The sequence below is a fragment of the Carnobacterium sp. genome, assembly GCF_040274425.1.
Window position 1 is genome coordinate 1 of sequence record NZ_JBEMBC010000007.1, and the last position, 23157, is coordinate 23157.

The 23157-nt window shown below is 35.5% G+C and carries 20 protein-coding genes; all 20 read left to right on the plus strand.

The window, feature by feature from the left end; all coding sequences use genetic code 11:
- The first annotated feature begins 143 nt into the window (after positions 1–143).
- The 20 genes from mutS (at position 144) to ABS911_RS02565 (ending at position 23103) form a co-directional block, all read left to right on the plus strand.
- Positions 144–2768: a DNA mismatch repair protein MutS gene (gene mutS, locus ABS911_RS02470; RefSeq protein ID WP_350466133.1), complete on the plus strand. Its 2625-nt coding sequence runs from the start codon at positions 144–146 to the stop codon at positions 2766–2768.
- A 28-nt stretch (positions 2769–2796) separates the two neighbouring features.
- On the plus strand, positions 2797–4779 hold the full coding sequence (mutL, locus tag ABS911_RS02475) for a DNA mismatch repair endonuclease MutL (RefSeq protein ID WP_350466134.1): 1983 nt from the start codon (positions 2797–2799) through the stop codon (positions 4777–4779).
- A gap of 81 nt (positions 4780–4860) precedes the next feature.
- Entirely contained in the window at positions 4861–5298 is a 438-nt protein-coding gene (gene msrB, locus ABS911_RS02480) for a peptide-methionine (R)-S-oxide reductase MsrB (protein WP_350466135.1), read from the plus strand.
- Between the two features lie 188 nt (positions 5299–5486).
- Complete coding sequence (ruvA, locus tag ABS911_RS02485) at positions 5487–6101, plus strand: Holliday junction branch migration protein RuvA (protein WP_350466136.1); 615 nt, start codon at positions 5487–5489, stop codon at positions 6099–6101.
- Positions 6102–6135: 34 nt separating this feature from the next.
- Entirely contained in the window at positions 6136–7149 is a 1014-nt protein-coding gene (gene ruvB, locus ABS911_RS02490; RefSeq protein WP_350466137.1) for a Holliday junction branch migration DNA helicase RuvB, read from the plus strand.
- Between the two features lie 10 nt (positions 7150–7159).
- Complete coding sequence (gene queA / locus ABS911_RS02495) at positions 7160–8191, plus strand: tRNA preQ1(34) S-adenosylmethionine ribosyltransferase-isomerase QueA (RefSeq protein ID WP_350466138.1); 1032 nt, start codon at positions 7160–7162, stop codon at positions 8189–8191.
- 490 nt (positions 8192–8681) lie between these two features.
- On the plus strand, positions 8682–9278 hold the full coding sequence (locus ABS911_RS02500; RefSeq protein WP_350466139.1) for a TetR/AcrR family transcriptional regulator: 597 nt from the start codon (positions 8682–8684) through the stop codon (positions 9276–9278).
- Between the two features lie 66 nt (positions 9279–9344).
- A complete protein-coding gene (tgt, locus tag ABS911_RS02505) occupies positions 9345–10490 on the plus strand; it encodes a tRNA guanosine(34) transglycosylase Tgt (RefSeq protein WP_350466140.1) in 1146 nt (381 codons plus the stop codon).
- 99 nt (positions 10491–10589) lie between these two features.
- The gene (yajC, locus tag ABS911_RS02510) at positions 10590–10934 is read left to right on the plus strand and encodes a preprotein translocase subunit YajC (protein WP_350451916.1); all 345 of its coding nucleotides are present in this window, start codon (positions 10590–10592) and stop codon (positions 10932–10934) included.
- 159 nt (positions 10935–11093) lie between these two features.
- A complete protein-coding gene (locus ABS911_RS02515; RefSeq protein ID WP_350466141.1) occupies positions 11094–11381 on the plus strand; it encodes a post-transcriptional regulator in 288 nt (95 codons plus the stop codon).
- Positions 11382–11601: 220 nt separating this feature from the next.
- Positions 11602–14232, plus strand: coding sequence for a bifunctional acetaldehyde-CoA/alcohol dehydrogenase (gene adhE / locus ABS911_RS02520; RefSeq protein ID WP_350466142.1), 2631 nt, complete (start codon positions 11602–11604; stop codon positions 14230–14232).
- Positions 14233–14483: 251 nt separating this feature from the next.
- On the plus strand, positions 14484–15131 hold the full coding sequence (locus tag ABS911_RS02525; RefSeq protein ID WP_350466143.1) for a metal-dependent transcriptional regulator: 648 nt from the start codon (positions 14484–14486) through the stop codon (positions 15129–15131).
- Between the two features lie 14 nt (positions 15132–15145).
- Positions 15146–16078, plus strand: a complete 933-nt coding sequence (locus ABS911_RS02530; RefSeq protein WP_350466144.1) for a metal ABC transporter solute-binding protein, Zn/Mn family — start codon at positions 15146–15148, stop codon at positions 16076–16078.
- A 26-nt stretch (positions 16079–16104) separates the two neighbouring features.
- Positions 16105–16875, plus strand: coding sequence for a metal ABC transporter ATP-binding protein (locus ABS911_RS02535; protein WP_350466145.1), 771 nt, complete (start codon positions 16105–16107; stop codon positions 16873–16875).
- Positions 16876–17787 (plus strand): metal ABC transporter permease, encoded by a 912-nt coding sequence (locus ABS911_RS02540; protein ID WP_350466146.1) that lies wholly within the window; start codon positions 16876–16878, stop codon positions 17785–17787.
- Positions 17788–17789: 2 nt separating this feature from the next.
- Positions 17790–18704: a metal ABC transporter permease gene (locus tag ABS911_RS02545; protein ID WP_350466147.1), complete on the plus strand. Its 915-nt coding sequence runs from the start codon at positions 17790–17792 to the stop codon at positions 18702–18704.
- Positions 18705–18863: 159 nt separating this feature from the next.
- Positions 18864–19997 (plus strand): DNA polymerase IV, encoded by a 1134-nt coding sequence (dinB, locus tag ABS911_RS02550; RefSeq protein WP_350466148.1) that lies wholly within the window; start codon positions 18864–18866, stop codon positions 19995–19997.
- A 103-nt stretch (positions 19998–20100) separates the two neighbouring features.
- A complete protein-coding gene (locus tag ABS911_RS02555; protein WP_350466149.1) occupies positions 20101–20790 on the plus strand; it encodes a metal-dependent hydrolase in 690 nt (229 codons plus the stop codon).
- Positions 20791–20805: 15 nt separating this feature from the next.
- Positions 20806–22137 carry a DRTGG domain-containing protein gene (locus ABS911_RS02560; protein ID WP_350466150.1) on the plus strand — a complete coding sequence of 444 codons (1332 nt, stop codon included), beginning with the start codon at positions 20806–20808 and terminating at the stop codon, positions 22135–22137.
- Positions 22138–22149: 12 nt separating this feature from the next.
- Positions 22150–23103: a DHH family phosphoesterase gene (locus ABS911_RS02565; protein WP_350466151.1), complete on the plus strand. Its 954-nt coding sequence runs from the start codon at positions 22150–22152 to the stop codon at positions 23101–23103.
- The last annotated feature ends 54 nt before the right edge of the window (positions 23104–23157 follow it).

Below are 23157 nucleotides of genomic sequence, written 5' to 3' on the forward strand. Positions count from 1 at the left end.
GGTTGTTTTATTGATATCGATGATAATACAGGGGAAGCTAAAACTATTGAAAATATTGTCATCAATGATGACCGACCGTTCAATGGCGGTTTTGAATAAATATCACTAGTGAACGACAGATTAATCACAAGGGGGCGGGAAAAGTGCCACAAAAAACAAAACAAACGCCTATGATGGAACAGTATCTAGGAATAAAGGCAAATTACCCAGATGCTTTTTTGTTTTATCGCTTGGGAGATTTTTATGAACTATTTAATGAAGATGCTATTAAGGCTTCGCAACTTTTAGAAGTTACGTTAACGAGTCGGAACCGTAATGCAGATGAACCAATTCCAATGTGTGGGGTTCCTTATCATGCAGCAAAAGGGTACATTGACAGCTTAATAGAACGAGGATACAAAGTAGCCATTTGTGAACAAGTAGAGGATCCAAAAACCGCAAAAGGTATGGTGAAAAGAGAGGTCGTTCAGTTAATTACACCAGGAACAGCTATGGATACCAAGTCTATGGACGCTAAAACAAATAATTATTTAGCTGCTTTGATGAGTACCAATACAGATCATTATCACTTAGCCTATGCTGATTTAAGTACAGGAGAATTAAAAACGACAAAATTAAATTCATTGGAAGCAGTAATGAGTGAACTAATGAGTTTGAAAGCAAAAGAAGTTGTTTTTAAAGAAGCGATGGAAGTAGATGTACAAGCGGAATTAGAAACAAAATTAGGCATTATGGTATCTACTCAAAAAGAAATGATTGAACGTGCAGAATTTTCTTACCTCACAAGTGAGATAGAGAACAGCGATTTGATTGATGTTGTAAAATTATTGTTTTCTTATTTATATGTTACCCAAAAACGAAATTTAGGTCACCTACAAAAAGTAGAAGTTTATTCTCCTACTAATTATTTGAAAATGGATCATTATTCTAAGCATAATTTAGAATTGGTTTCTTCGATTCGTACAGGACAAAAAAAAGGGACTCTCTTGTGGTTGCTGGATGAAACAAAAACAGCAATGGGAGGAAGACTTTTAAAGCAATGGATCGATAGACCTCTCATTCAAGAACAACAGATCACGATGAGACAGAATATTGTTGAAAGTTTAATCAATCATTTCTTTGAAAGAACAGATTTAAATGAAGCATTGACGAGAGTATATGATTTAGAAAGGTTAGCTGGAAGGGTAGCATTTGGTAATGTTAATGGACGTGACTTAATTCAACTCCAAACCTCGTTGCTTCAAATTCCTCAGCTAATTGAGATCATACAGTTGATGAATAAAGGTGAATGGGATCAATTGATTACCGACTTAGATCAAGTCCCTGAAGTTGTTCAGTTGATTGATCAAGCAATAGATGAAAATGCTCCTCTTTCTATAAAAGATGGCGGAGTCATTAAAGATGGGTTCAATGATCAGTTGGATACTTACCGTGATGCTATGCGTAACGGTAAAAAGTGGATCGCTCAGTTAGAGGCTGAAGAAAAAGCAGCAACAGGCATTAGAAACTTGAAAATTGGCTACAACCGTATCTTTGGTTACTATATTGAGATCACTAAAGCTAATCTTGCTAATTTGCCTGAAGGGCGTTACGAACGGAAACAAACTTTAGCAAATGCTGAACGGTTTATTACTCCAGAATTAAAAGAAAAAGAAGTTTTAATTCTGGAAGCTGAAGAAAAATCCATGCTTCTAGAATACACTTTATTTGCTGAGGTTAGAGAAACGATTAAAGATTACATTGAACGATTGCAAAAATTAGCCAAAACGGTAGCCGCTATTGATGTGTTACAGAGTTTTGCAACGATAAGCGAAAAATACCATTATACTCGTCCTTTAATGACTGCTAATAGTCAAGAAATCAGTTTGATAGAAGGACGACATCCCGTTGTAGAAAAAGTTTTAGGACAACAAACGTATGTGCCAAATAGTGTTGAAATGGATCAAGATAATGAAATTTTACTTATTACTGGTCCGAATATGTCAGGTAAAAGTACGTATATGAGGCAATTAGCCTTAACCGTTATTATGGCTCAAATGGGCTGTTTTGTTCCTGCTGATAAAGCGACAATGCCGATATTTGATCAAATATTTACCCGTATTGGAGCAGCAGATGATTTAATTGCAGGCCAAAGTACCTTTATGGTCGAAATGATGGAAGCGAACGAAGCTTTGCGTTACGCTTCTAAGAACAGCTTGATTTTATTTGACGAAATTGGACGTGGAACAGCCACCTATGACGGTATGGCTTTAGCAGAAGCTATTATTGAATACATTCATGAGAATGTCCATGCAAAAACATTATTTTCAACCCATTACCATGAATTAACGGTGTTAGATGAGCGACTGGATCGTTTAACAAATGTCCATGTAGGTGCAGTAGAAGAAGAGGGAGAATTAGTCTTTTTACACAAAATGCTTCCTGGTCCTGCAGATAAAAGTTATGGGATACAAGTAGCTAAACTTGCTGGGCTTCCTAATGATTTGCTTTCACGCGCAGCTGTTATTTTAGAACAACTGGAGCAAAAAGAAGAAATCGTGTTGAATCACTCTACTCAAATAGATTCAGCTAAAGAAACGTCAGTTTCAAGTAAGTCTTCTCAAAAAGGAAAAGTTGAAGAGAAGGATGAAGGACAGCTTTCTTTATTCGGGCTGCTTGAAGATTCTGAGACTGAAGTCGTTAAAGCTGTTCGAAAAATGAATTTATTAACAATGACCCCTTTAGAAGCATTGAATTGCATTAGCGAATGGCAACAGAAACTGAACTGATTATAGTTAGTAGGAAGGAATGGAAGAGATGGCAAAAATTCAAGAACTCTCAGATGTATTAGCTAATCAAATCGCGGCTGGCGAAGTAATTGAGCGACCTGCTTCAGTAGTAAAAGAATTGATTGAAAATGCAATTGATGCAGAAAGCAGCCAGATTGACATTCTTATCGAAGAAGCTGGATTGAAAAAAATACAGATCATTGATAATGGACTAGGTATCGAACCAGAAGAAGTTCAAAATGCATTCAAGCGACATGCAACAAGTAAAATTTATTCTCGTGATGATCTTTTCCGAATTCGTACACTTGGATTTCGCGGCGAGGCTCTGCCCAGTATTGCCTCCGTTTCAGAGGTTACGCTAGAAACATCGATCGGTGGAGAACGTGGAACGTACCTTTCTTTAAAAGGCGGTAAAATCATTGAGGAAAGAGCGAATGAAGCAAGAAAAGGAAGTAAGATCACAATAGAAAACCTTTTTTTCAATACGCCTGCACGATTAAAATACGTAAAGAGCTTACAAACAGAACTGTCGAATGTGACAGATATTGTCAATCGATTGGCTATCAGTCACCCGAATATTGCTTTTCGCTTAGTTCATGATGGCAATCAGTTGTTGCGAACAGCTGGCAATGGCAATTTGAAACAAACTCTAGCAGGTATTTATGGGGTTGCCACAGCCAAAAAAATGAGAGAAATTAAGAAAGAAGATTTGGATTTTAGAGTGTCAGGTTTTATTTCATTACCCGAACTTACGAGGGCAAGTCGAAATTATATTTCAATTATTATAAATGGGCGCTACATTAAGAATTATTTATTGAATAAAGCTATTATTTCAGGTTATCGGTCTAAACTTATGGTTGGACGCTATCCGGTTGCTGCCATTGAAATTGAGATGGATCCTTTGCTGGTAGATGTAAATGTGCATCCGACAAAGCAAGAAGTTCGTATTAGTAAAGAAAAAGAATTGATGCAACTGATAGAGTCCGCTATTCATGAGAGTCTAAGTAAAGAACAACTTATTCCTGATGCTTTAGAAAATTTATCTTTTAAAAAGAAAACAGACTTGCCGATGGTAGGAAATGAACAAACAACATTTGAGTTTCATCAAGAAAGAAACCCAGAAATAAAAAACGAAGATAACAAAGAGTCCGAGAATGTTTTTTCATCTTCTACCTCTTATAACGCTCATCGTCAACCTACATCTTTTGAAAAGGATAGTGTAGATGATGCTGAAGAAGATCCCTTTTTCTTGAAAGAAAATACTCAAGAGACTCCCTTTGGATATGTTCCGCAAGAAAGTCATGGTGGAGAAGTCCCAAATCAACTAGTCAGTGAATTAGTTGATTATCACCAAGAATCGCCATTAAAAACAGCCAGTAAATTAATGGAGAAAAAAAAGATCCCTACTGAATCTGTTGACCAATTTCCGACGCTAGAATATGTTGGTCAAATGCATGGAACGTATTTATTTGCGCAAAATGAAAAAGGGTTGTATATCTTGGATCAGCATGCTGCTCAAGAGAGAATAAAGTACGAGTACTTCCGAAAAAAAATTGGTGAAGTCAGTAATGATTTACAGGATTTATTGGTACCTATAATGCTGGATTACCCAAATAGTGATGCAATCAAGATCAAAGAAAATAATGATGCATTGGAGACTGTGGGTATTTTTTTAGAACCATTTGGCCAAAATAGTTTTCTACTAAGAAGTCATCCTGTATGGTTCAACCAAGGAGAAGAAGAAAGTATCGTAAGAGAAATGATCGATTTGTTATTGGAGCAAGGCAGTGTAAGTGTTGCTAAGTTTAGAGAAGCTACAGCCATTATGATGAGCTGTAAAGGCTCGATCAAAGCAAATCATTATTTAAATGATGCAGAAGCTAGAGCGTTATTAAAAGATTTAAAGAAGACAGAAAACCCATATAATTGCCCGCATGGAAGACCAGTGTTAATTCATTTTACCAATAAAGATATGGAAAAAATGTTCAAACGTATCCAAGATCCTCATTGAATTCAATAAATTAAATTCAATGAATTGTAGCAGTTCTTTAAAAAGTGTAGAATGAAAGTAGAAACAAAAAGGAGGATTTTCATGAACAGCTATGATAAAAACGAATTGAAGAATAAATTAACCGATATTCAATATGAAGTAACTCAAAATGAAGCTACTGAACGTCCATTTACAGGTGAATACGATGACTTTTATAAAGATGGTATTTTTGTAGACGTTGTCAGTGGAAAACCATTATTCTCTTCAAATGATAAATATGATGCAGGATGCGGTTGGCCGTCATTCACAAAACCAATTGAAGAAAAAGAAGTTATTGAGAAAATGGATGTAAAATTTGGTATGCAACGCACTGAAGTAAGAAGTTCAGAAGCAAACTCTCATTTAGGACATGTCTTTCCGGATGGTCCTCAAGATCAGGGTGGTTTACGCTACTGTATCAATTCAGCAGCTCTAAGATTTGTACCAGTGGATAAATTAGAAGAAGAAGGGTACGACAGTTACCGCAAATTATTTGCTTAATGTAGTAAGTTAAATAGGAAAAGCACTCTCTAACTGTTTACACGGTTTAGAGGGTGCTTTTATATTCTGTCTAGGATTTTTTAGGCAGCAGCTCCTTTTATGGATGCAAATGTGGTAAAATAAATAGCGAACAGGTGTGCCTTTTTGCATCTAGTAAAACGATAGAATGAGTGAATGGAGAAAATAATATGTATGAATACATTAAAGGGATAGTGACTTTTGTTAGTCCTGCGTACATTGTCCTTGAAACGAATGGGATAGGGTATCAATTGTTTATAGCTAACCCCTTTCGCTTTTCAAGTAAATTAAATGAGGAAATAACAATTTATGTCCACCAAGCTGTTCGAGAAGATGCCATTACGTTATATGGATTTAAAGACTATACTGAAAAACAATTGTACTTAAAATTGCTTAGCGTTTCAGGTATCGGTCCCAAAAGTGGATTAGCTATTTTAGCTAATGATAATCATCAAGGTCTTGTACAAGCAATCGAAAATGAAGACGCAGCTTATTTAACAAAATTTCCAGGAGTGGGTAAAAAGACGGCGTCACAAATCGTTTTGGATCTAAAAGGGAAATTAGCTGACTTGACAGTTGCACCATTAGAAAATACAGCTGATTATCAACAGGAATTAGTGTTATCCACTAATTACAATCATGTTACTGAAGCAATGGAAGCTCTAGAAGCGTTAGGATATAGTGCGAAAGAAATCAAAAAAATTGAACCGCAAATTCGTAAATTAAATAAGGAATCAACAGATGCTTATTTACGAGAAGCTTTGCGATTATTGATGAAGAAGTAAACAAAGTGCAAAAAAAGAAAAGTGGTGAAAAACAATGAATCCAGAAGAACGCATTATTTCCGGTGATAGCAGTACGACAGAAGAAATTTCGTTAGAAAAATCACTACGTCCACATTATTTAGAGGAATACATCGGCCAAGAAAAAGTAAAAAGAGAATTGTCTATTTATATAGAAGCAGCAAAGAATCGTGAAGAAGCGCTAGATCACGTCTTACTTTATGGCCCGCCTGGTTTAGGGAAAACAACGATGGCAATGGTGATCTCAAATGAAATGGACGTAGCAATACGAACAACAAGTGGTCCTGCAATCGAGAAAGCAGGAGATTTAGTTGCTCTTTTGAATGAGTTAGAAGCTGGTGACGTTCTATTTATAGATGAAATCCATCGTATGCCAAGACTAGTTGAAGAAATGTTGTATTCTGCTATGGAGGATTACTTTGTAGACATCATTGTAGGACAAGGGCCAACTGCACACCCTGTTCACTTCCCGTTGCCGCCTTTTACTCTTGTGGGTGCAACAACAAGAGCAGGATTGTTATCAGCTCCTTTAAGGGACCGTTTTGGCATTGTCTCGCATATGGAATATTACACAGTAGAAGAGCTGAGTGATATTGTTTTGCGTTCAGCAGATATCTTTAATACTGAAATAATCGAATCAGGTGCAATCGAAATTGCCAGACGATCGAGAGGGACTCCTCGAGTAGCAAATCGCTTGTTGAAACGTGTAAGGGATTATGCTCAAGTAGAGTCTAATGGTGTGATAAAAAAACAAATAGCAGATGAAGCATTGGCGATGCTGCGAATCGATCAAGAAGGATTAGATTTTGTTGATCAAAAATTATTAAAAACGATGATTGAAAATTATCATGGGGGACCAGTTGGATTGTCTACGATTGCAGCTAATATTGGAGAAGAAATTGAAACGATTGAAGATATGGTTGAGCCATATTTGTTGCAAGCAGGCTTCCTTCAACGGACCCCACGTGGAAGAATTGTAACTCATATGGGCTACACTCATCTCGGTTACCCAATTACTTATACAGATTAGGAGTATGACTATGTTAACAACAAAAGATTTTGATTTTGATTTACCAGAAGAATTAATTGCTCAAACACCTTTAGAAAACCGCTCAAGTTCAAAATTATTGATTTTAGATAAAGAAACTGGAGAGGTTGACGATAAACACTTCACGGATATCCTTGAGGAACTTAATGAAGGTGATGCACTGGTTATGAATGATACACGTGTACTTCCAGCACGGTTACACGGAGTAAAACCAGCAACAGGCGCACATCTTGAAATATTGTTATTAAAAAACACAGAAAAAGATCAATGGGAAACGCTTGTTAAACCAGCTAAGAAAGCTATAGTGGGTGATGTCATTTCTTTTGGAGATGGAAGACTGACTGCGACTGTAATGGAAGAATTAACTCATGGAGGAAGAATCATTGATTTTTCTTACGATGGTATCTTTTTAGAAGTTTTAGAATCATTAGGAGAAATGCCTCTTCCTCCATACATCAAAGAGCGATTAGAAGATAGTGAACGTTATCAAACCGTGTACGCAAAAGAAAACGGTTCTGCTGCTGCCCCTACAGCTGGCCTGCATTTCACAGAAGAATTACTAGAAAAAATCAAATCAAAAGGTGTAAAATTGATCTTTTTAACGTTACATGTAGGTCTCGGTACTTTCAGACCCGTTAGTGTAGATTCGATTGAAGATCATGAAATGCATTCAGAATTTTATCGATTAACAGAAGAATCTGCCGCAGAATTAACGACTGTTCGAAACAATGGCGGTAGAATTGTTGCTGTAGGAACAACCTCTATTCGTACGTTAGAAACGATTGGTACCAAATTTAATGGAGAAATAAAAGCAGACAGCGGATGGACGGATATTTTTATATCACCGGGCTATACATTTAAAGTTGTAGATGCTTTTTCAACTAATTTTCATTTGCCAAAATCAACATTAGTAATGTTGGTCAGTGCTTTTGCAGGAAGAGAGCATGTTTTAGCTGCTTATCAACATGCAGTAGACGAAAAATATCGTTTCTTTAGTTTTGGAGATGCAATGTTTGTCAAGTAAAGACTTACCATTAAGCTGAATAAAAAAAATAGAAGTTGGCTTTTCAGGCCAACTTCTATTGGTTTTTAGAGAGGATAGGAGCGAATCAGCGAATAGTTAAAAACAAACATTTACTTGAACTTCTTTTAAAACGACATACAGTTTCTTTACTACTTTGGTTAAACTGCCTTTAAACCTTTAAAAATCGTAACTACTGTGTTTCTTAAGGTACAGCTTTATTTTTAAACGAATGTGACAGTGAATCTTGTAACTAAAAACAGAATGTTGATTTTTTGCTTCTTCTACTTCTAAACACTAAAGAAATTCAACTGATTCACTCATATAAGCGTCTCTCTATCCACCTATAATATACCACAAGTAGAAAGCGGTTACCAATAAAGTGTCTTAAAGTTAAAAAATAGCTTGTTTTCTAAAATTAGTGTGATAAACTATTATATTGAGTGAGTACATACTTGTTTAAAAGTATGGTAAATTTGGAGGTCATAATTAAGTGGCAAATGTAAACGCGGAAGCATTAACACAAACGCAGCAACGCATAATTGATGCAGCATTAGATTTAGTTTCACATGTGGGTTATAAAAGTACTACAACAAAGATGATCGCACAAAAAGCTGAAGTTAATGAAACAACTATTTTTAAAAATTTTCAATCTAAACAAGTTTTAATGGATACTGCTTTTAAACAACACACAAAACAAATTACTAATGAAGTAGATGAATTTTTTTCTCAGAGTTTTAAAGATACAACGGATTTAATGCAACAGTCCGGTCGCTTTATTGCGGATATTTTTGATAGACATCGCCAAATTGTTCTTAGTACGATTAAAGAAGTAGGCAATGAACAAACAAAATCGATTTTTAACTATAAACAAGAATACATCCAACAATTACTGTGTACTAAATTAAAAGAGTTTTCAAAAGACCATTCATTAACGGATCAACAGTATGAAACCATTATTTTTATGTTTAATAGTGCTATTATGAGTCTTTTAGTTGATAAAGCTAGAAAAGAATACTCAGAGGATGAACAAGGACTGACAATTCATTTGAATGATGTTATTGAGTTAATACTAAAAACCGTGCGTTAAGGAATTGTAAATAAAAAATTGTTAATAAATCTGTAATCTAAGAAGAACGAAAGTAGGAATAGAAACATGTCAGAACCAGCAATTAAATACCGATTGATAAAAAAAGAAAAACATACAGGTGCAAGACTAGGAGAAATTATTACTCCTCACGGAACTTTTCCAACACCTATGTTTATGCCAGTTGGAACGTTAGCTACTGTAAAAAGTATTGCTCCTGAAGAATTAGAGTCAATGGGAGCTAATATTATTTTAAGCAATACGTATCATTTATGGCTACGTCCGGGTGAGGATATCGTTGAAGAAGCAGGTGGACTACACAAGTTCATGAATTGGGACAAAGGTATTTTAACCGATTCAGGCGGATTCCAAGTATTTTCATTAAGTGATTTGCGTAGAATTGAAGAAGAAGGGGTTCATTTCAGAAACCATTTGAATGGCTCGAAAATGTTCTTGTCTCCTGAAAAAGCCATTAATATTCAAAATAAACTTGGTCCAGATATTATGATGAGTTTTGATGAATGTCCGCCTTTTGACGAAAGTTTTGACTATGTAAAAAAATCAGTTGAACGAACAAGTCGTTGGGCTGAAAGAGGCTTAAAAGCACATGCAAATCCTGATCGTCAAGGTTTATTTGGTATTATCCAAGGTGCTGGATTTAAAGAACTTCGTCAACAAAGCGCTCGTGACTTGGTTTCAATGGATTTTCCTGGGTATTCAATAGGAGGGTTATCTGTTGGAGAACCAAAAGAAAGTATGAATAAAGTACTAGAATATACTACACCTCTTATTCCAGATGATAAACCGCGTTATTTGATGGGCGTAGGGACTGCCGATTCATTGATCGATGGGGTCATGAGAGGAGTCGATATGTTTGATTGCGTATTGCCTACTCGTATTGCTCGTAATGGGACATGTATGACCAGTAAAGGTCGAGTGGTTATCAAAAACGCACAATATGAACGTGATTTTGGACCATTGGATGATAAATGTGATTGCTACACTTGTCGAAATTATACAAGAGCTTATATCCGTCATTTGATTAAAGCGGATGAAACATTCGGGTTACGTTTGACTAGTTACCATAATCTGTATTTCTTGTTAAATGTAATGAAAGATGTAAGACAGGCTATTATGGATGATAATTTATTGGAGTATAGAGAAAGCTTTTTTGAAGAATATGGTTATAATAAACCAAATGCCAGAAATTTCTAAAGGTTTTATAAGAATTTTATTTAAGAGATAGTAAAAAGACTATATGTTTGGTAAAGTAAGTAATGTAAAGATGATTGAATCGGAGAATGGAGTGGAAAAATGGAGTTAATTCTTAATTTTGTACCTTTTATTGCGATTATGGGTTTGATGTATTTTATGATGATTCGCCCGCAAAAAAAAGCTGCTACAAAAACACAAAATATGCTTGATGCTATGAAAAAAGGCGACTCAGTCGTAACAATTGGTGGACTACATGGGATTATTGATGAAGTGAATACAACCAATAATACTGTTGTACTTGATTGTGACGGAATCTTTTTAACATTTGAAAAGAAAGCTATTGCTCGCATAGTGACTAACGGAGTTTCAACTCCTGTAGAAGATCTTGGAACAAACACACCACCTCAAGATATAGTAGAAAACAATACTGACGAAAAACTTTAATCGTTACACTTAAGAACTTAAAGGGTGCTATCAGACTAAAACTGGTAGCATCCTTTTTTAATGCAATAGTTGTGTTTTAAAACAAATTATGTTATTTTGTTTTAAAGTTCTGTAGTAGTTACATAAAGGGAATGAAAACAGTTTTTAGATAAGGAGTGCATGCTGTTGATCAATGAATCCTTTGCTTACTATGCTAAGTATGAACCATGGTTAAAGTTGAAAATGCAAGAATTTAATCAAATGGGTTACCATCAAATAAACGAAGAAGATTTATGGAATTACGTTACAAGCTTCTGTTGGAAAAGAATAAGACCAACACACTATTACCAACAAATTAATGATATTATGAAAATCACACCAAATCAGTACTTAGATTATGCTGCTGTAGAAGCCCAAGTTTATAAAGTTACTTCACTTGAAGATATGAACTTTGATGATTTATTTTAAAAAGAGGAATCAGTGTATTTGCTGTCCCTCTTTTTTTAAAGTGTATTTGTGAATTGTTTAACATTAAGAAAATAAAATGTTTGAAATGTATAAAGTTTAAAAACCTTTCATTTAAAGGTTTTTAAATGAAATTAATCAAATGACATTATTTTGCTTTACAAAAAAATAAAAATAAAGTATGATAATTGTGAAATTGATAACAATACTAGGAGGATTTGAAATGATGGAAGTTAGTATGAAAGAAAAAATCAAAACAAATAAAAAAAGTGCTGTAAGCAATCAAGTTAGTGTATCCGATGCAATCGACACCTTAGTTAACCAAGGGAAAGAAGCTTTAAGTATTTTAGAAACATTCGATCAAGAAAAAGTGGATTTTATTGTCCATCAAATGGCAATGGCAGGTTTAAACCAACATATGCCATTGGCTAAAATGGCAGTTGAAGAAACAGGCAGAGGAATCTATGAAGATAAGTGCATTAAAAATATGTTTGCCACAGAATCTATTTGGAATTCTATAAAAGATAATAAAACAGTTGGAATCATTAGTAAGGATAGTCAAACTGAATTGATAGAAGTAGCCACACCAGTCGGAGTAGTGTGTGGTGTAACGCCTGTTACTAATCCAACATCTACAACAATGTTTAAAGCTTTAATTGCTTTAAAAACACGTAACCCAATTATTTTCTCTTTTCATCCAAGTGCACAAAAATGTTCCATAGCCGCAGCAACTGTCTTGAAAGAAGCTGCTATAAAAGCTGGAGCACCAGAAAACTGTATACAATGGATCGAGCACCCTTCTTTGGAAGCTACGAATAGTTTGATGCAGCATCCAGGAGTTGCGATCGTATTAGCAACTGGAGGAGCGGCGATGGTTAAATCAGCTTATTCCACTGGCAAACCGGCTTTAGGAGTAGGACCAGGGAATGTCCCAAGTTACATTGAAAAATCTGCAAAAATCAAACGTGCAGTCAATGATATCATTGCCTCAAAAACATTTGATAATGGAATGATTTGTGCTTCAGAACAAGCAGTTATTGTAGATAAAGAAATTTATCAAGAAGTAAAAGAGGAGTTTAAAAAACATTCTATTTATTTTGCTAAACCAAACGAAATAGAAAAATTTGAAAATGCTGTTATGAATGAAGCAAAAGTTGCTGTAAATCCAGAAATAGTAGGACAAGCTCCTTACAAAATTGCAGCACTTGCCGGTATAGAAATACCAAAAGAAACGAAAATGATTGTAGTAGAAATAAACGGAGTTGGTGTAGATTATCCGTTATCTCGCGAAAAATTATCTCCAGTACTTGCAATGATAAAAGCAGATTCTACTCGTCATGCATTTGATTTATCCCAACAGATGCTAGAATTGGGCGGATTAGGTCATTCAGCTGCGATTCATACTCAAAATGATACGCTAGCAGAAAAATTTGGAGTAGAAATGAAGGCTTGTCGTATTTTAGTGAATTCTCCAACAGCTCAAGGCGGAATAGGAGATTTATACAACAACATGATTCCTTCATTAACACTAGGTTGCGGATCGTATGGAAAAAATTCAATCTCTAAAAATGTTACGGCAGTAAACTTGATGAACGTTAAAACAATTGCGAAACGGAGAAATAACATGCAGTGGTTTAAATTACCAGCAAAAGTTTATTTTGAAAAAAATTCTCTGGCTTATTTACAAGACATGGAAAATGTCGAACGTGTTTTTCTAGTCTGCGATCCTGGTATGGTGCAATTTGGCTATGCAGATACAGTAGTACAAGAGCTAATGAAGCGAACAAATAAAGTTCAAATTGAAATTTTTTCAGATGTAGAGCCAAATCCTTCTACAGAGACTGTTAAAGCTGGAACAGAAGCTATGATTCGTTTTCAACCAGATACGATTATTGCTATTGGTGGAGGTTCAGCAATGGATGCTGCAAAAGGAATGTGGTTGTTCTATGAGAAACCTGAGACAATTTTCTTTGGAGCTAAACAGAAGTTTTTAGATATTCGCAAAAGAACTTATAAAATTCCAAATCTAACAAAAACACAGTTTGTTTGCATACCGACAACCTCTGGTACAGGTTCTGAAGTGACACCTTTTGCAGTTATAACAGATAGTGAAACTCATGTGAAATATCCACTAGCAGATTATGCACTTACTCCGGATGTAGCAATAATTGATCCTCAGTTTGTGATGAGTGTTCCGAAATCTGTTACAGCTGACACAGGTATGGATGTTTTAACACATGCGATTGAATCTTATGTTTCAGTAATGGCTAGTGATTATACAAAAGGGCTTAGCCTCCAAGCAATCAAACTTGTGTTTGAGAATTTGCGTAATTCATATGAATATGGGACAGAAGAAGCACGAGAAAAAATGCATAATGCTTCAACTATGGCAGGGATGGCATTTGCAAATGCATTCTTAGGAATCAACCATTCAATTGCACATAAAATTGGCGCAGCATATGACATTCCTCATGGACGTACAAATGCAATCTTGATGCCTCATGTTATTCGATACAATGCAAAAGATCCAGCAAAACATGCTTTGTTTCCAAAATATGAATATTTCCATGCACATGAAGATTATGCTGAAATCGCTCGTTTCTTAGGATTTAAAGGGAACACTACAGAAGAATTAGTAGAATCTTTGGTCCAAGAAATCAATAAATTAGGAAAAGATGTTGGTATTGATATGAGCTTGAAAGGTCAAGGTGTAACTTCTGAAACTTTATATGATACAGTTGATCAGTTAGCAGAATTAGCATTTGAAGATCAATGTACCACAGCTAATCCAAAACAACCCTTAATTAGTGAGTTGAAACAAATTATTATTGATGCATTTGAAGAAATACATTAAGAACAAAAAAGAAAAGCTAAGGCAAATTGCCTTAGCTTTTCTTTTTTGTATTCAAAATGCAATTAGTTGGCTAAAGGACTTGCAAAAAAAAAAAATCAAGGTATACTTTTAATATAAGTTAGGTAAGCCTAAAAAATGTGATTGGATGCTGTTAGGGCTCCAAATAACAGGTCAAAAAAGATAATCCAATTAGATTATCTTATCTACAGTACTTAAAAGGATAAACCTAAAAAATATGTTAGGAGAAAACTATGACGCCAAATAAAGAAGATTACTTGAAAATGATTTATGAACTTGGTGGTACAACTAAAAAAGTAACCAATAAAGAACTCGTTGCAGGGCTAAAGGTATCTGCTGCATCTGTCAGCGAAATGGTGACCAAATTGTTAAAAGGAGGATTTGTTGAACATGTTCCTTATCAAGGGATTCAATTAACCCCAGAGGGCCTTCAAAAAGCAAGTGCTTTAGTAAGAAAGCATCGCTTGTGGGAAGTTTTTTTAGTTAGTCATTTAGGATATGCCTGGAATGAGGTTCATGAAGAAGCTGAGGTATTAGAACACGTTACTTCCGTTGAGTTAGCAAGGAAATTAGATCATTACTTAAATTTCCCCACTGTTTGTCCTCATGGAGGAATGATTCCAACTGAAAAAGGCATCATCGATGAAAAAACACTTCCAAATCTAGTAGATAAACAAGTTTATGATGTGGTTAAGATCAAACGAGTCGCTGATGAGAAAGAATTGTTGGATTATTTAGCTTCATTAGAAGTTAACATAGGCGATATATATAAAATAATGGATATAGGGGCTTATGAAGGACCTATTATACTTGAATCAGAAGGTAAGCAGCTAGCAATCAGTTATAAAGCTGCTACGAGTATTTTTATTGAAATGGCATAGAAAGTAGGAAAAAGATGAAAACTATTAAGCGCACTCTTTTAAGTTCACTGTTTATTGCATTTATTTTTCTAACAGGTTGTTATAGTTTTGGGTCAGATCAGGATTCAGATAAGTTACAAGTCGTAGCCACAACGACTATGTTAACCGATTTATTAAAAGAAATAGGTGGGGAACATGTTGATGTGACCGGACTGATGTCTGCGGGGGTAGATCCTCATTTGTATAAAGCAAGTGCAAGAGATGTCATTTATATGCAGTCTGCAGATGTAGTAGCTTACAATGGACTAGAACTTGAAGGGAAAATGGGTGAAATATTTCAAGGACTAGAAGAACAGAAAAAAACCGTTATTGCTTTAGAAGATGGTTTAAATGAAGATGATGTTCTCTCTGCTGGAGAAGGCAGTACTTCCATTGACCCGCATATTTGGTTTGACGTAGGTCTATGGAAAAAATCAGCAATAGAAGTATCTAAAGGATTGATCTCTGCGGATCCTAAAAATGAAACAAGTTATCAATCAAACTTAGAAAGTTATTTGCTTGAATTGGAAGAGTTAGACCAATATGTAACCAATCGTGTAAATGAAATACCAGAAGATGATCGTGTTTTAGTAACAGCTCATGATGCCTTTAGTTACTTTGGTGAAGGATATGGATTTAACGTTATTGGGCTTCAAGGATTAAACACAAATGCTGAAGCAGGGACAGGCGATATCAGCCAATTAGCAGATTATATTGTAGACAATGGTATAAAAGCTATTTTTATTGAGTCTTCTGTTCCAACAAGAACCATTGAATCTTTACAGGCAGCTACTAAAGCAAAAGGCTTTGAAGTTGAAATCGGCGGAGAACTTTACTCGGATTCTCTTGGAGATGAAGCAAACGACACCGAAACTTATATAAAAACAGTGAAATCTAATGTAGATACCATTGTTGATGCGTTGAAATAAATCAAAGAGACTGGAGTGCATAAAGCATGGAGAATGAACAAATAGAAAAAAAGACTGCAATACGCTTAAATCAACTAACTGTAGCTTATGAAGCACAACCGGTTTTGTGGAATATTTCAGTAAATATTCCTAAAGGCACATTAACAGCTATAGTTGGACCAAATGGTGCGGGTAAATCTACACTTATCAAATCTTTGATCAATTTAATCAAGCCAATTGCTGGTGAAGTAGATTTTACTTTTGAACAAACAAAAGATGAAAATTACGGAAAAAATAAAAATTTAGTTGCATATGTACCTCAAAATGGAAGTGTGGATTGGGATTTTCCAACAACGGTTTTAGATGTCGTTGTGATGGGAAGATATGGTCATTTAGGTTGGTTTAAAAGGCCTAAAAAGAAAGATAAAGCCTTAGCAAATGAGATGCTCGCAAAAGTAGGTATGGTTGATTTCAAAGATAAACAAATTAGTCAATTATCTGGTGGACAAAGACAGCGTGTCTTTCTAGCCCGTGCATTGGTTCAAGAAGCGGAGATTTACTTAATGGATGAACCTTTCCAAGGTGTAGATGCGCAAACAGAAAAAATTATTATTCAATTACTAAAAGAATTGAAAACAGAGGGGAAAACGATTGTCGTTGTTCACCATGATTTACAAACTGTGCCTGAATACTTTGATGAAGTTATTTTGATCAATCGTGAATTGATTGGAAGCGGACCAATTGAAACAACCTTTACTAAAGAATTGATTGCCAAAACTTATCGTCAAAATCAAACAAAACCATGGGAGGAAGAGTAAATGGATGTACTAAGTGCTCTTTTCTTTGATTATACTTTTCAAGTAGTCGTTTTCGGTTCGAGTATCTTAGGTTTATTAAGTGGAGTTATCGGAAGTTTTGCTGTTTTACGTAAACAAAGCTTACTTGGAGATGCGGTAAGTCATGCAGCACTGCCAGGAATTTGTCTAGCATTTATTCTTACCTCAAATAAGCAAATGGAAATTTTGTTGCTTGGGGCACTTATTTCAGGCTTGTTGGCTACTTGGTTGATCATGGTCATCGTTAAACACTCTAAAGTCAAATTCGATAGTGCACTAGCGTTAACAACAGCCGTTTTCTTTGGTCTTGGTTTAGTTTTGCTGACCTTTATCCAAAAGAGCCCAAATTCTAATCAAGCTGGTTTGGAAAAATTTATTTTTGGACAATCGTCTACTCTTTTAGAACGAGATGTCAGAATTATGTTCTTAGTAGGAGCCGTGTTATTGATCGTGGTAATCGCATTCTGGAAAGAATTTAAATTAATGGCTTTTGATCAGTCATTTGCTACTAGTATTGGATTACCAGTCTATTGGATGAATAGTCTGTTGGCTACTCTAACGGTGATCGTTATCGTGATGGGACTACAATCAGTTGGAGTTATCTTGATGAGTTCTCTTTTAATTGGACCAGCCGTAGCAGCCAGACAATGGACAAATCATTTATCCATTATGGTAGGGTTAGCAGCAGTTTTTGGATGTATTTCTGGAATCATTGGAACGATGATCAGTTCATTAGGGCAACAAATTCCAACAGGACCAACGATTGTTTTAATCATCAGTTCAATTGTGTTGATCAGTATTCTTTTCGCTCCAAGTAGAGGGATTATTTGGAAAATGATGAAAAATAATCAACGTAAAAAAGAATTTGCATCTCAATTAAAGAAAGGTGGATAAGTATGAACCCTGTTTTTGAAATACAACTCATTGCAGTTTTAGTTTCTGTTGCTTGTGCACTGCCAGGAGTTTTTCTGGTCATTCGAGGGATGGCTATGATGACAGATGCCATTACACATACGATTTTGTTGGGTATTGTAGTAGCATTCTTTATTACCCAAGATTTAAATTCGCCATTACTGATTGTAGGTGCAGCATTTGTAGGTATTCTTACAGTTTGGTTGACTGAATTGATTCATCAAACAAAATTATTGGATAAAGATGCCTCTATTGGAATCATTTTTCCATTATTGTTTAGTATCGCTATTATTCTCATTACCCGATATGCTGGAGATGTACATTTAGACACAGATTCAGTGTTATTAGGGGAATTAGCTTTTGCCCCTTTTGATCGTTTGATACTCTTTGGAATTGATGTAGGTCCACAGGCTATATATTCAATGTCTGCTATCCTTATCCTATTGCTATTGTTCATAGGTTTTTTCTACAAAGAACTAAAATTGACTTCATTCGATCCTTTGTTGGCAGCGTCGTTAGGGTTTTCTCCTATCTTGCTGCATTACGCGCTGATGTCATTGGTGTCCGTAACAGCAGTAGGGGCTTTCGAGGCAGTTGGATCAATATTGGTGGTAGCGTTTATGGTAGGACCCCCAGTTTCAGCGTACCTGTTAACAAATCGGTTAAGTTATATGTTAGGAATCAGTGCTGCTTTAGGAGCTGTAAATAGTCTGATTGGTTTTCAACTATCTATGTACTTTGACGTTTCCATTGCGGGTATGATTGCAGTTGTTACTGGTCTAACCTTTATCTTAATTTTTATATTTTCTCCTAAAAAAGGATTCATCTATGAGATCCATCGTAAAAAAAGACAGAAAAAAACATTAAAAAAGGCGTTAGAAATTAATCATTTGAACTAAAAGTTAGAAAAGGTCTGGACGAGAGTCTTAGACCTTTTTTGCATTTTTGCTATCTAATTTTAACGAAGATGAGAAAAAATCAATTCAATGCGCTAAACTTATAAATCTTGATTCAGAATATACGTTCCCTTATAATAAGGGTGAAGGAGGTGAAAGAGGATGGACATTGGTGTATTAAGATTTGATGAACCTAAGAGAGACACAACAAGGAAAATTATACACATTGATATGGACGCCTTTTTTGCCTCAGTAGAGGAACGAGAAAATCCTGATTTAAAAGGGAAGCCCGTTATTATCGCACGACATCCAAAAGAAACAGGGGGAAAAGGGGTCGTAGCTACAGCTAATTATGAAGCGCGCAAGTATGGCGTGCATTCTGCAATGAGTGCCCAAAAAGCATACGAACTATGTCCACACGGAAATTTTATCTCTGGACATTATGACTTATACCGCGAAATTTCTGCAGAAGTTCGGTCTATATTTGAGCGTTACACCGATACGATTGAACCTCTTTCTTTAGACGAAGCCTATTTAGATGTAACTGTAAATAAACAGAACCTAACGAGTGCAACTTATATTGCCAAGCTCATTCAACGAGATATCTGGCAAGAAGTTCAATTAACTAGTTCAGCTGGAGTATCCTACAACAAGTTTATTGCAAAATTAGCTTCTGATTACCATAAACCTGCTGGAATAACCGTTATCCCACCTGATGAAGCACTAGACTTTTTACGGAACCTACCCATTGAAAAATTTTATGGTGTGGGAAAAAAGACTGTTGAAAAAATGCATGACCTTTCTATTTATACGGGAGAAGATTTATTTCAAAAAAATGAAATGGAACTGATTCAAAAGTTTGGCAGAATGGGATATTCTCTTTACCGTAAAGTCAGAGGAATCGATAATTCACCTGTTCGAATAAGTCGTGAAAGAAAGTCAGTTGGCAGAGAGTTAACTTATGGAAAAAATCTTACAACCGAACAAGAAGTTTTGAGCGAATTAAGATTTATCGCAAATAAAGTGCAAATCTCACTTCAAAAAAATCAGAAACACGGGAAAACAGTGGTATTAAAGGTGAGGTATTCAAATTTTGAGACAGCTACAAAACGACTAACGTTACCTAATTATGTGAAAGATGGGGAAGAAATATTCTTTCATGCTCAAAACCTATGGGATGAAATTGGAGTGCTGGATAGAGGGATACGATTACTTGGGATAACAATAACTAACTTAGATCCTTTAGCCTATGAAAATATTGTCTTGCCATTATGGGATAAAGAAACCGGTTATTGAGTTTTGTTATATAACAAGACTAATTGCATTCTATTTTTGACAACTGTATAATAAAATTATTCTATCGAGAGTTCGTTTCAACGAACGAAAGGGGAGTAATAAGATGAAAATTTCTTGGCACGGACAATCTTGTTTACAATTATTGACTGATTCAGGAATGACTATTTTAATGGATCCTTTTATTACCGGAAATCCTAAAAGTGATTTAGACCCCAATACAGTTCAAGCAGATGTGATTATTTTAACGCATGGACATGGTGACCATATCGGAGATACGGAGCCTATTGCTAAAAGAACAGGAGCATTAATTGTTGCAAATGTAGAAATAGCGTCTTTTTTTGAAAAGAAAGGCTTTGAAACACATGGCATGCAAATGGGTGGGAGACATCAATTTGATTTTGGTGAAGTTAAGATGACGCCTGCTATTCATGGATCATCATATGAAGTAGAGGGAGAAGCTGTTACCTTGGGCCTTGCTGCTGGTATTATTTTTAGTGCGGACGATCAAACAATTTATCATGCTGGTGATACAGCATTGTTTACAGATATGAAATTAATCGGTGCCTATAAAACAATAGATGTAGCCTTTTTACCTATAGGAGATAATTATACTATGGGACCAGAAGATGCTATCATTGCTGCAAGTTATATCCAAGCTAAAAAAGTTGTTCCTATTCATTATAATACGTTTCCACTCATTGAACAGAATGCAGAAGAGTTTTGCACAAGCTTGTCTGAAAATCAAGGTTTAGCTTTGAAAATTGGAGAAGTAATCGATTTATCTTATATGTAGTATGGAGGCAAATGAATGACTACTAAACACGATCAGATCATCACGTACATTGAAACATTACCGGTTGGAGAAAAAATTTCAGTTCGGTCAATTGCAAAAAATTTAAATGTCAGTGAAGGAACAGCCTACCGTGCTATTAAAGACGCACAAAATGATGGATTGGTTTCAACAATTCAACGAGTTGGAACAATTCGAATTGAGCGTAAAATGAAAGAGACTTTCGAAACATTGACTTATGGGGAAGTCGTAAAAATTATAGACGGCGATATCTTGGGCGGTGAAGAAGGACTAGATAAAGATTTAAGCAAGTTTATCATTGGTGCAATGACGGAAGAGGCAATGATGCGATACATTACACCTGGTTCCTTGATGATAGTAGGGAATCGTGAAAATGCACAGAAGTTGGCCCTTGAATGTGGTGCGGCAGTCTTGATTACAGGTGGCTTTAAAACAAATGAAAATATTATCTTATTAGCCAATAAATTGAAAATGCCTGTACTAAGTACAACATATGATTCTTTTACGGTAGCAACTTTGATCAACCGAGCAATTACAGACCAACTCATAAAAAAAGAAATTATGCTCGTTGATGATATTTATACAAAAGCTGATAAAACGCTGTATTTAACAGCTAATCAAGTCGTTCTAGATTATCGGAAATTAAATGATGAAAGCCACCATACGCGTTTCCCTGTTGTGAATAAAAAAGGGCGTTTAATTGGGATGGTTACCGCTAAAGATATTATTGGTAAACAGGATCATGTCAGCATTGAACGAGTCATGACAAAAAATCCTACATTTGCCAAAACACACATGAGTGTAGCAAGTGTGGGCCATTTAATGATTTGGGATGGGTTGGAAGTGATGCCTATCGTTGAAGATGATTTAACACTTATTGGTATTGTCTCACGTCAAGATGTCATGAAAGCTATGCAATCATCTCAGCGACAGCCACAAATGGGAGACACATTGTCTGATCAAGTAAATGAAAATATAGAGGTTTTAACAACTTCTTCAGAAGAAAGGTCTTCTAAAATCCCTTATTATAAATTTAAAGTGACACCGCAAATGACTGATAATGTTGGGACACTCTCATTTGGATTGTTGAGTGAAGTGATTTCTACCGTAACAAAAAATACCTTGGTTGTTTACCAAAAGAAAAATGCTATGGTGGAACAAATGAATCTGTATTATTTGAAATTGGTCCAACTCGGAAGTGAAATAGAAATTAGACCGAGTGTCTTTGAAATTGGCAGAAGAACCGCTAAATTGGATATTGAGGTTTACACCGATACGGTTTTAGTAGCAAAAGCAACTGTTGTATGTCAATTGATGCAAAGAAGTTAAAGGAGAGAAAGAATGGCTATAAACTTATACAATCAAATACTTGAAAAAATTAGAGAATCAGAAACCATTATTGTTCATAGACACAAAAATCCTGATCCAGATGCGTTAGGGTCTCAAGGAGGATTAGCAGAAATTATAAAAGCTAGTTTTCCAACTAAAAAGGTCTTAAAAGCAGGCGGACCAGTGGGCGATTTAAGCTATTTAACTCAAATGGATAATGTTTTAGATGAAGATTATCAAGAAGCTTTGGTCATTGTAACAGATACGGCAAATACACCCCGTATTAGCGATGAACGATACAATCAAGGAAAGTACTTAGTTAAAATGGATCATCACCCCAATGATGATGCTTATGGAGATATTGCTTTAGTGGATACAAAAGCCAGCAGTTCTAGTGAAATAATTGCTGATTTCTGTTTTCAACAAAAAGAAACACTGAAGATGACAACTACAGCTGCTAGATTATTGTATGCAGGTATTGTTGGAGATACAGGTCGTTTCTTATACCCTGCAACTACGCCTAAAACTATGCGCATTGTTGCCGACTTAATGGAGTTTTCTTTTAAACCGGATGAAATCAATCAGAAAATGAATGCTATGTCGCGAAAAGTGGCACATCTTTCAGGTTATGTTTTACAAAATATAGAAATTCATCCATCTGGTGTAGGAAAAGTCGTTCTTACTAAGACGATCTTGGATCAATTTGGGTTAACAGATGCTGAAACTTCTGCAGTGGTTTCCTTACCTAGTGCACTTGAAGAAGTCGTTTTATGGGGGATATTTGTTGAACAGCCGGATGGACATTTCCGTTGCCGTTTGCGGTCTAAAGGACCAGTAATTAATGAAGTAGCCAAAAAACATGATGGTGGCGGTCATCCATTAGCTAGTGGAGCTAACGCAAAAGATCTACGTGAAGTAGACCAAATCATTCATGAATTGATTCATGTTGCTGAACAAAGCCAATAAAAATAGATAAATGAAAGCACATAATAAAAAGAGCCTAGATTAATCAATCTAGGC

Bases quoted from the DNA above. Each gene is read 5' to 3' on its own strand.
- mutL (WP_350466134.1), top strand. From the start codon at position 2,797: ATGGCAAAAATTCAAGAACTCTCAGATGTATTAGCTAATCAAATCGCG.
- msrB (WP_350466135.1), top strand. From the start codon at position 4,861: ATGAACAGCTATGATAAAAACGAATTGAAGAATAAATTAACCGATATT.
- ruvA (WP_350466136.1), top strand. From the start codon at position 5,487: ATGTATGAATACATTAAAGGGATAGTGACTTTTGTTAGTCCTGCGTAC.
- ruvB (WP_350466137.1), top strand. From the start codon at position 6,136: ATGAATCCAGAAGAACGCATTATTTCCGGTGATAGCAGTACGACAGAA.
- queA (WP_350466138.1), top strand. From the start codon at position 7,160: ATGTTAACAACAAAAGATTTTGATTTTGATTTACCAGAAGAATTAATT.
- tgt (WP_350466140.1), top strand. From the start codon at position 9,345: ATGTCAGAACCAGCAATTAAATACCGATTGATAAAAAAAGAAAAACAT.
- yajC (WP_350451916.1), top strand. From the start codon at position 10,590: ATGGAGTTAATTCTTAATTTTGTACCTTTTATTGCGATTATGGGTTTG.
- ABS911_RS02515 (WP_350466141.1), top strand. From the start codon at position 11,094: ATGCTGTTGATCAATGAATCCTTTGCTTACTATGCTAAGTATGAACCA.
- adhE (WP_350466142.1), top strand. From the start codon at position 11,602: ATGATGGAAGTTAGTATGAAAGAAAAAATCAAAACAAATAAAAAAAGT.
- ABS911_RS02525 (WP_350466143.1), top strand. From the start codon at position 14,484: ATGACGCCAAATAAAGAAGATTACTTGAAAATGATTTATGAACTTGGT.
- ABS911_RS02530 (WP_350466144.1), top strand. From the start codon at position 15,146: ATGAAAACTATTAAGCGCACTCTTTTAAGTTCACTGTTTATTGCATTT.
- ABS911_RS02535 (WP_350466145.1), top strand. From the start codon at position 16,105: ATGGAGAATGAACAAATAGAAAAAAAGACTGCAATACGCTTAAATCAA.
- ABS911_RS02540 (WP_350466146.1), top strand. From the start codon at position 16,876: ATGGATGTACTAAGTGCTCTTTTCTTTGATTATACTTTTCAAGTAGTC.
- ABS911_RS02545 (WP_350466147.1), top strand. From the start codon at position 17,790: ATGAACCCTGTTTTTGAAATACAACTCATTGCAGTTTTAGTTTCTGTT.
- dinB (WP_350466148.1), top strand. From the start codon at position 18,864: ATGGACATTGGTGTATTAAGATTTGATGAACCTAAGAGAGACACAACA.
- ABS911_RS02555 (WP_350466149.1), top strand. From the start codon at position 20,101: ATGAAAATTTCTTGGCACGGACAATCTTGTTTACAATTATTGACTGAT.
- ABS911_RS02560 (WP_350466150.1), top strand. From the start codon at position 20,806: ATGACTACTAAACACGATCAGATCATCACGTACATTGAAACATTACCG.
- ABS911_RS02565 (WP_350466151.1), top strand. From the start codon at position 22,150: ATGGCTATAAACTTATACAATCAAATACTTGAAAAAATTAGAGAATCA.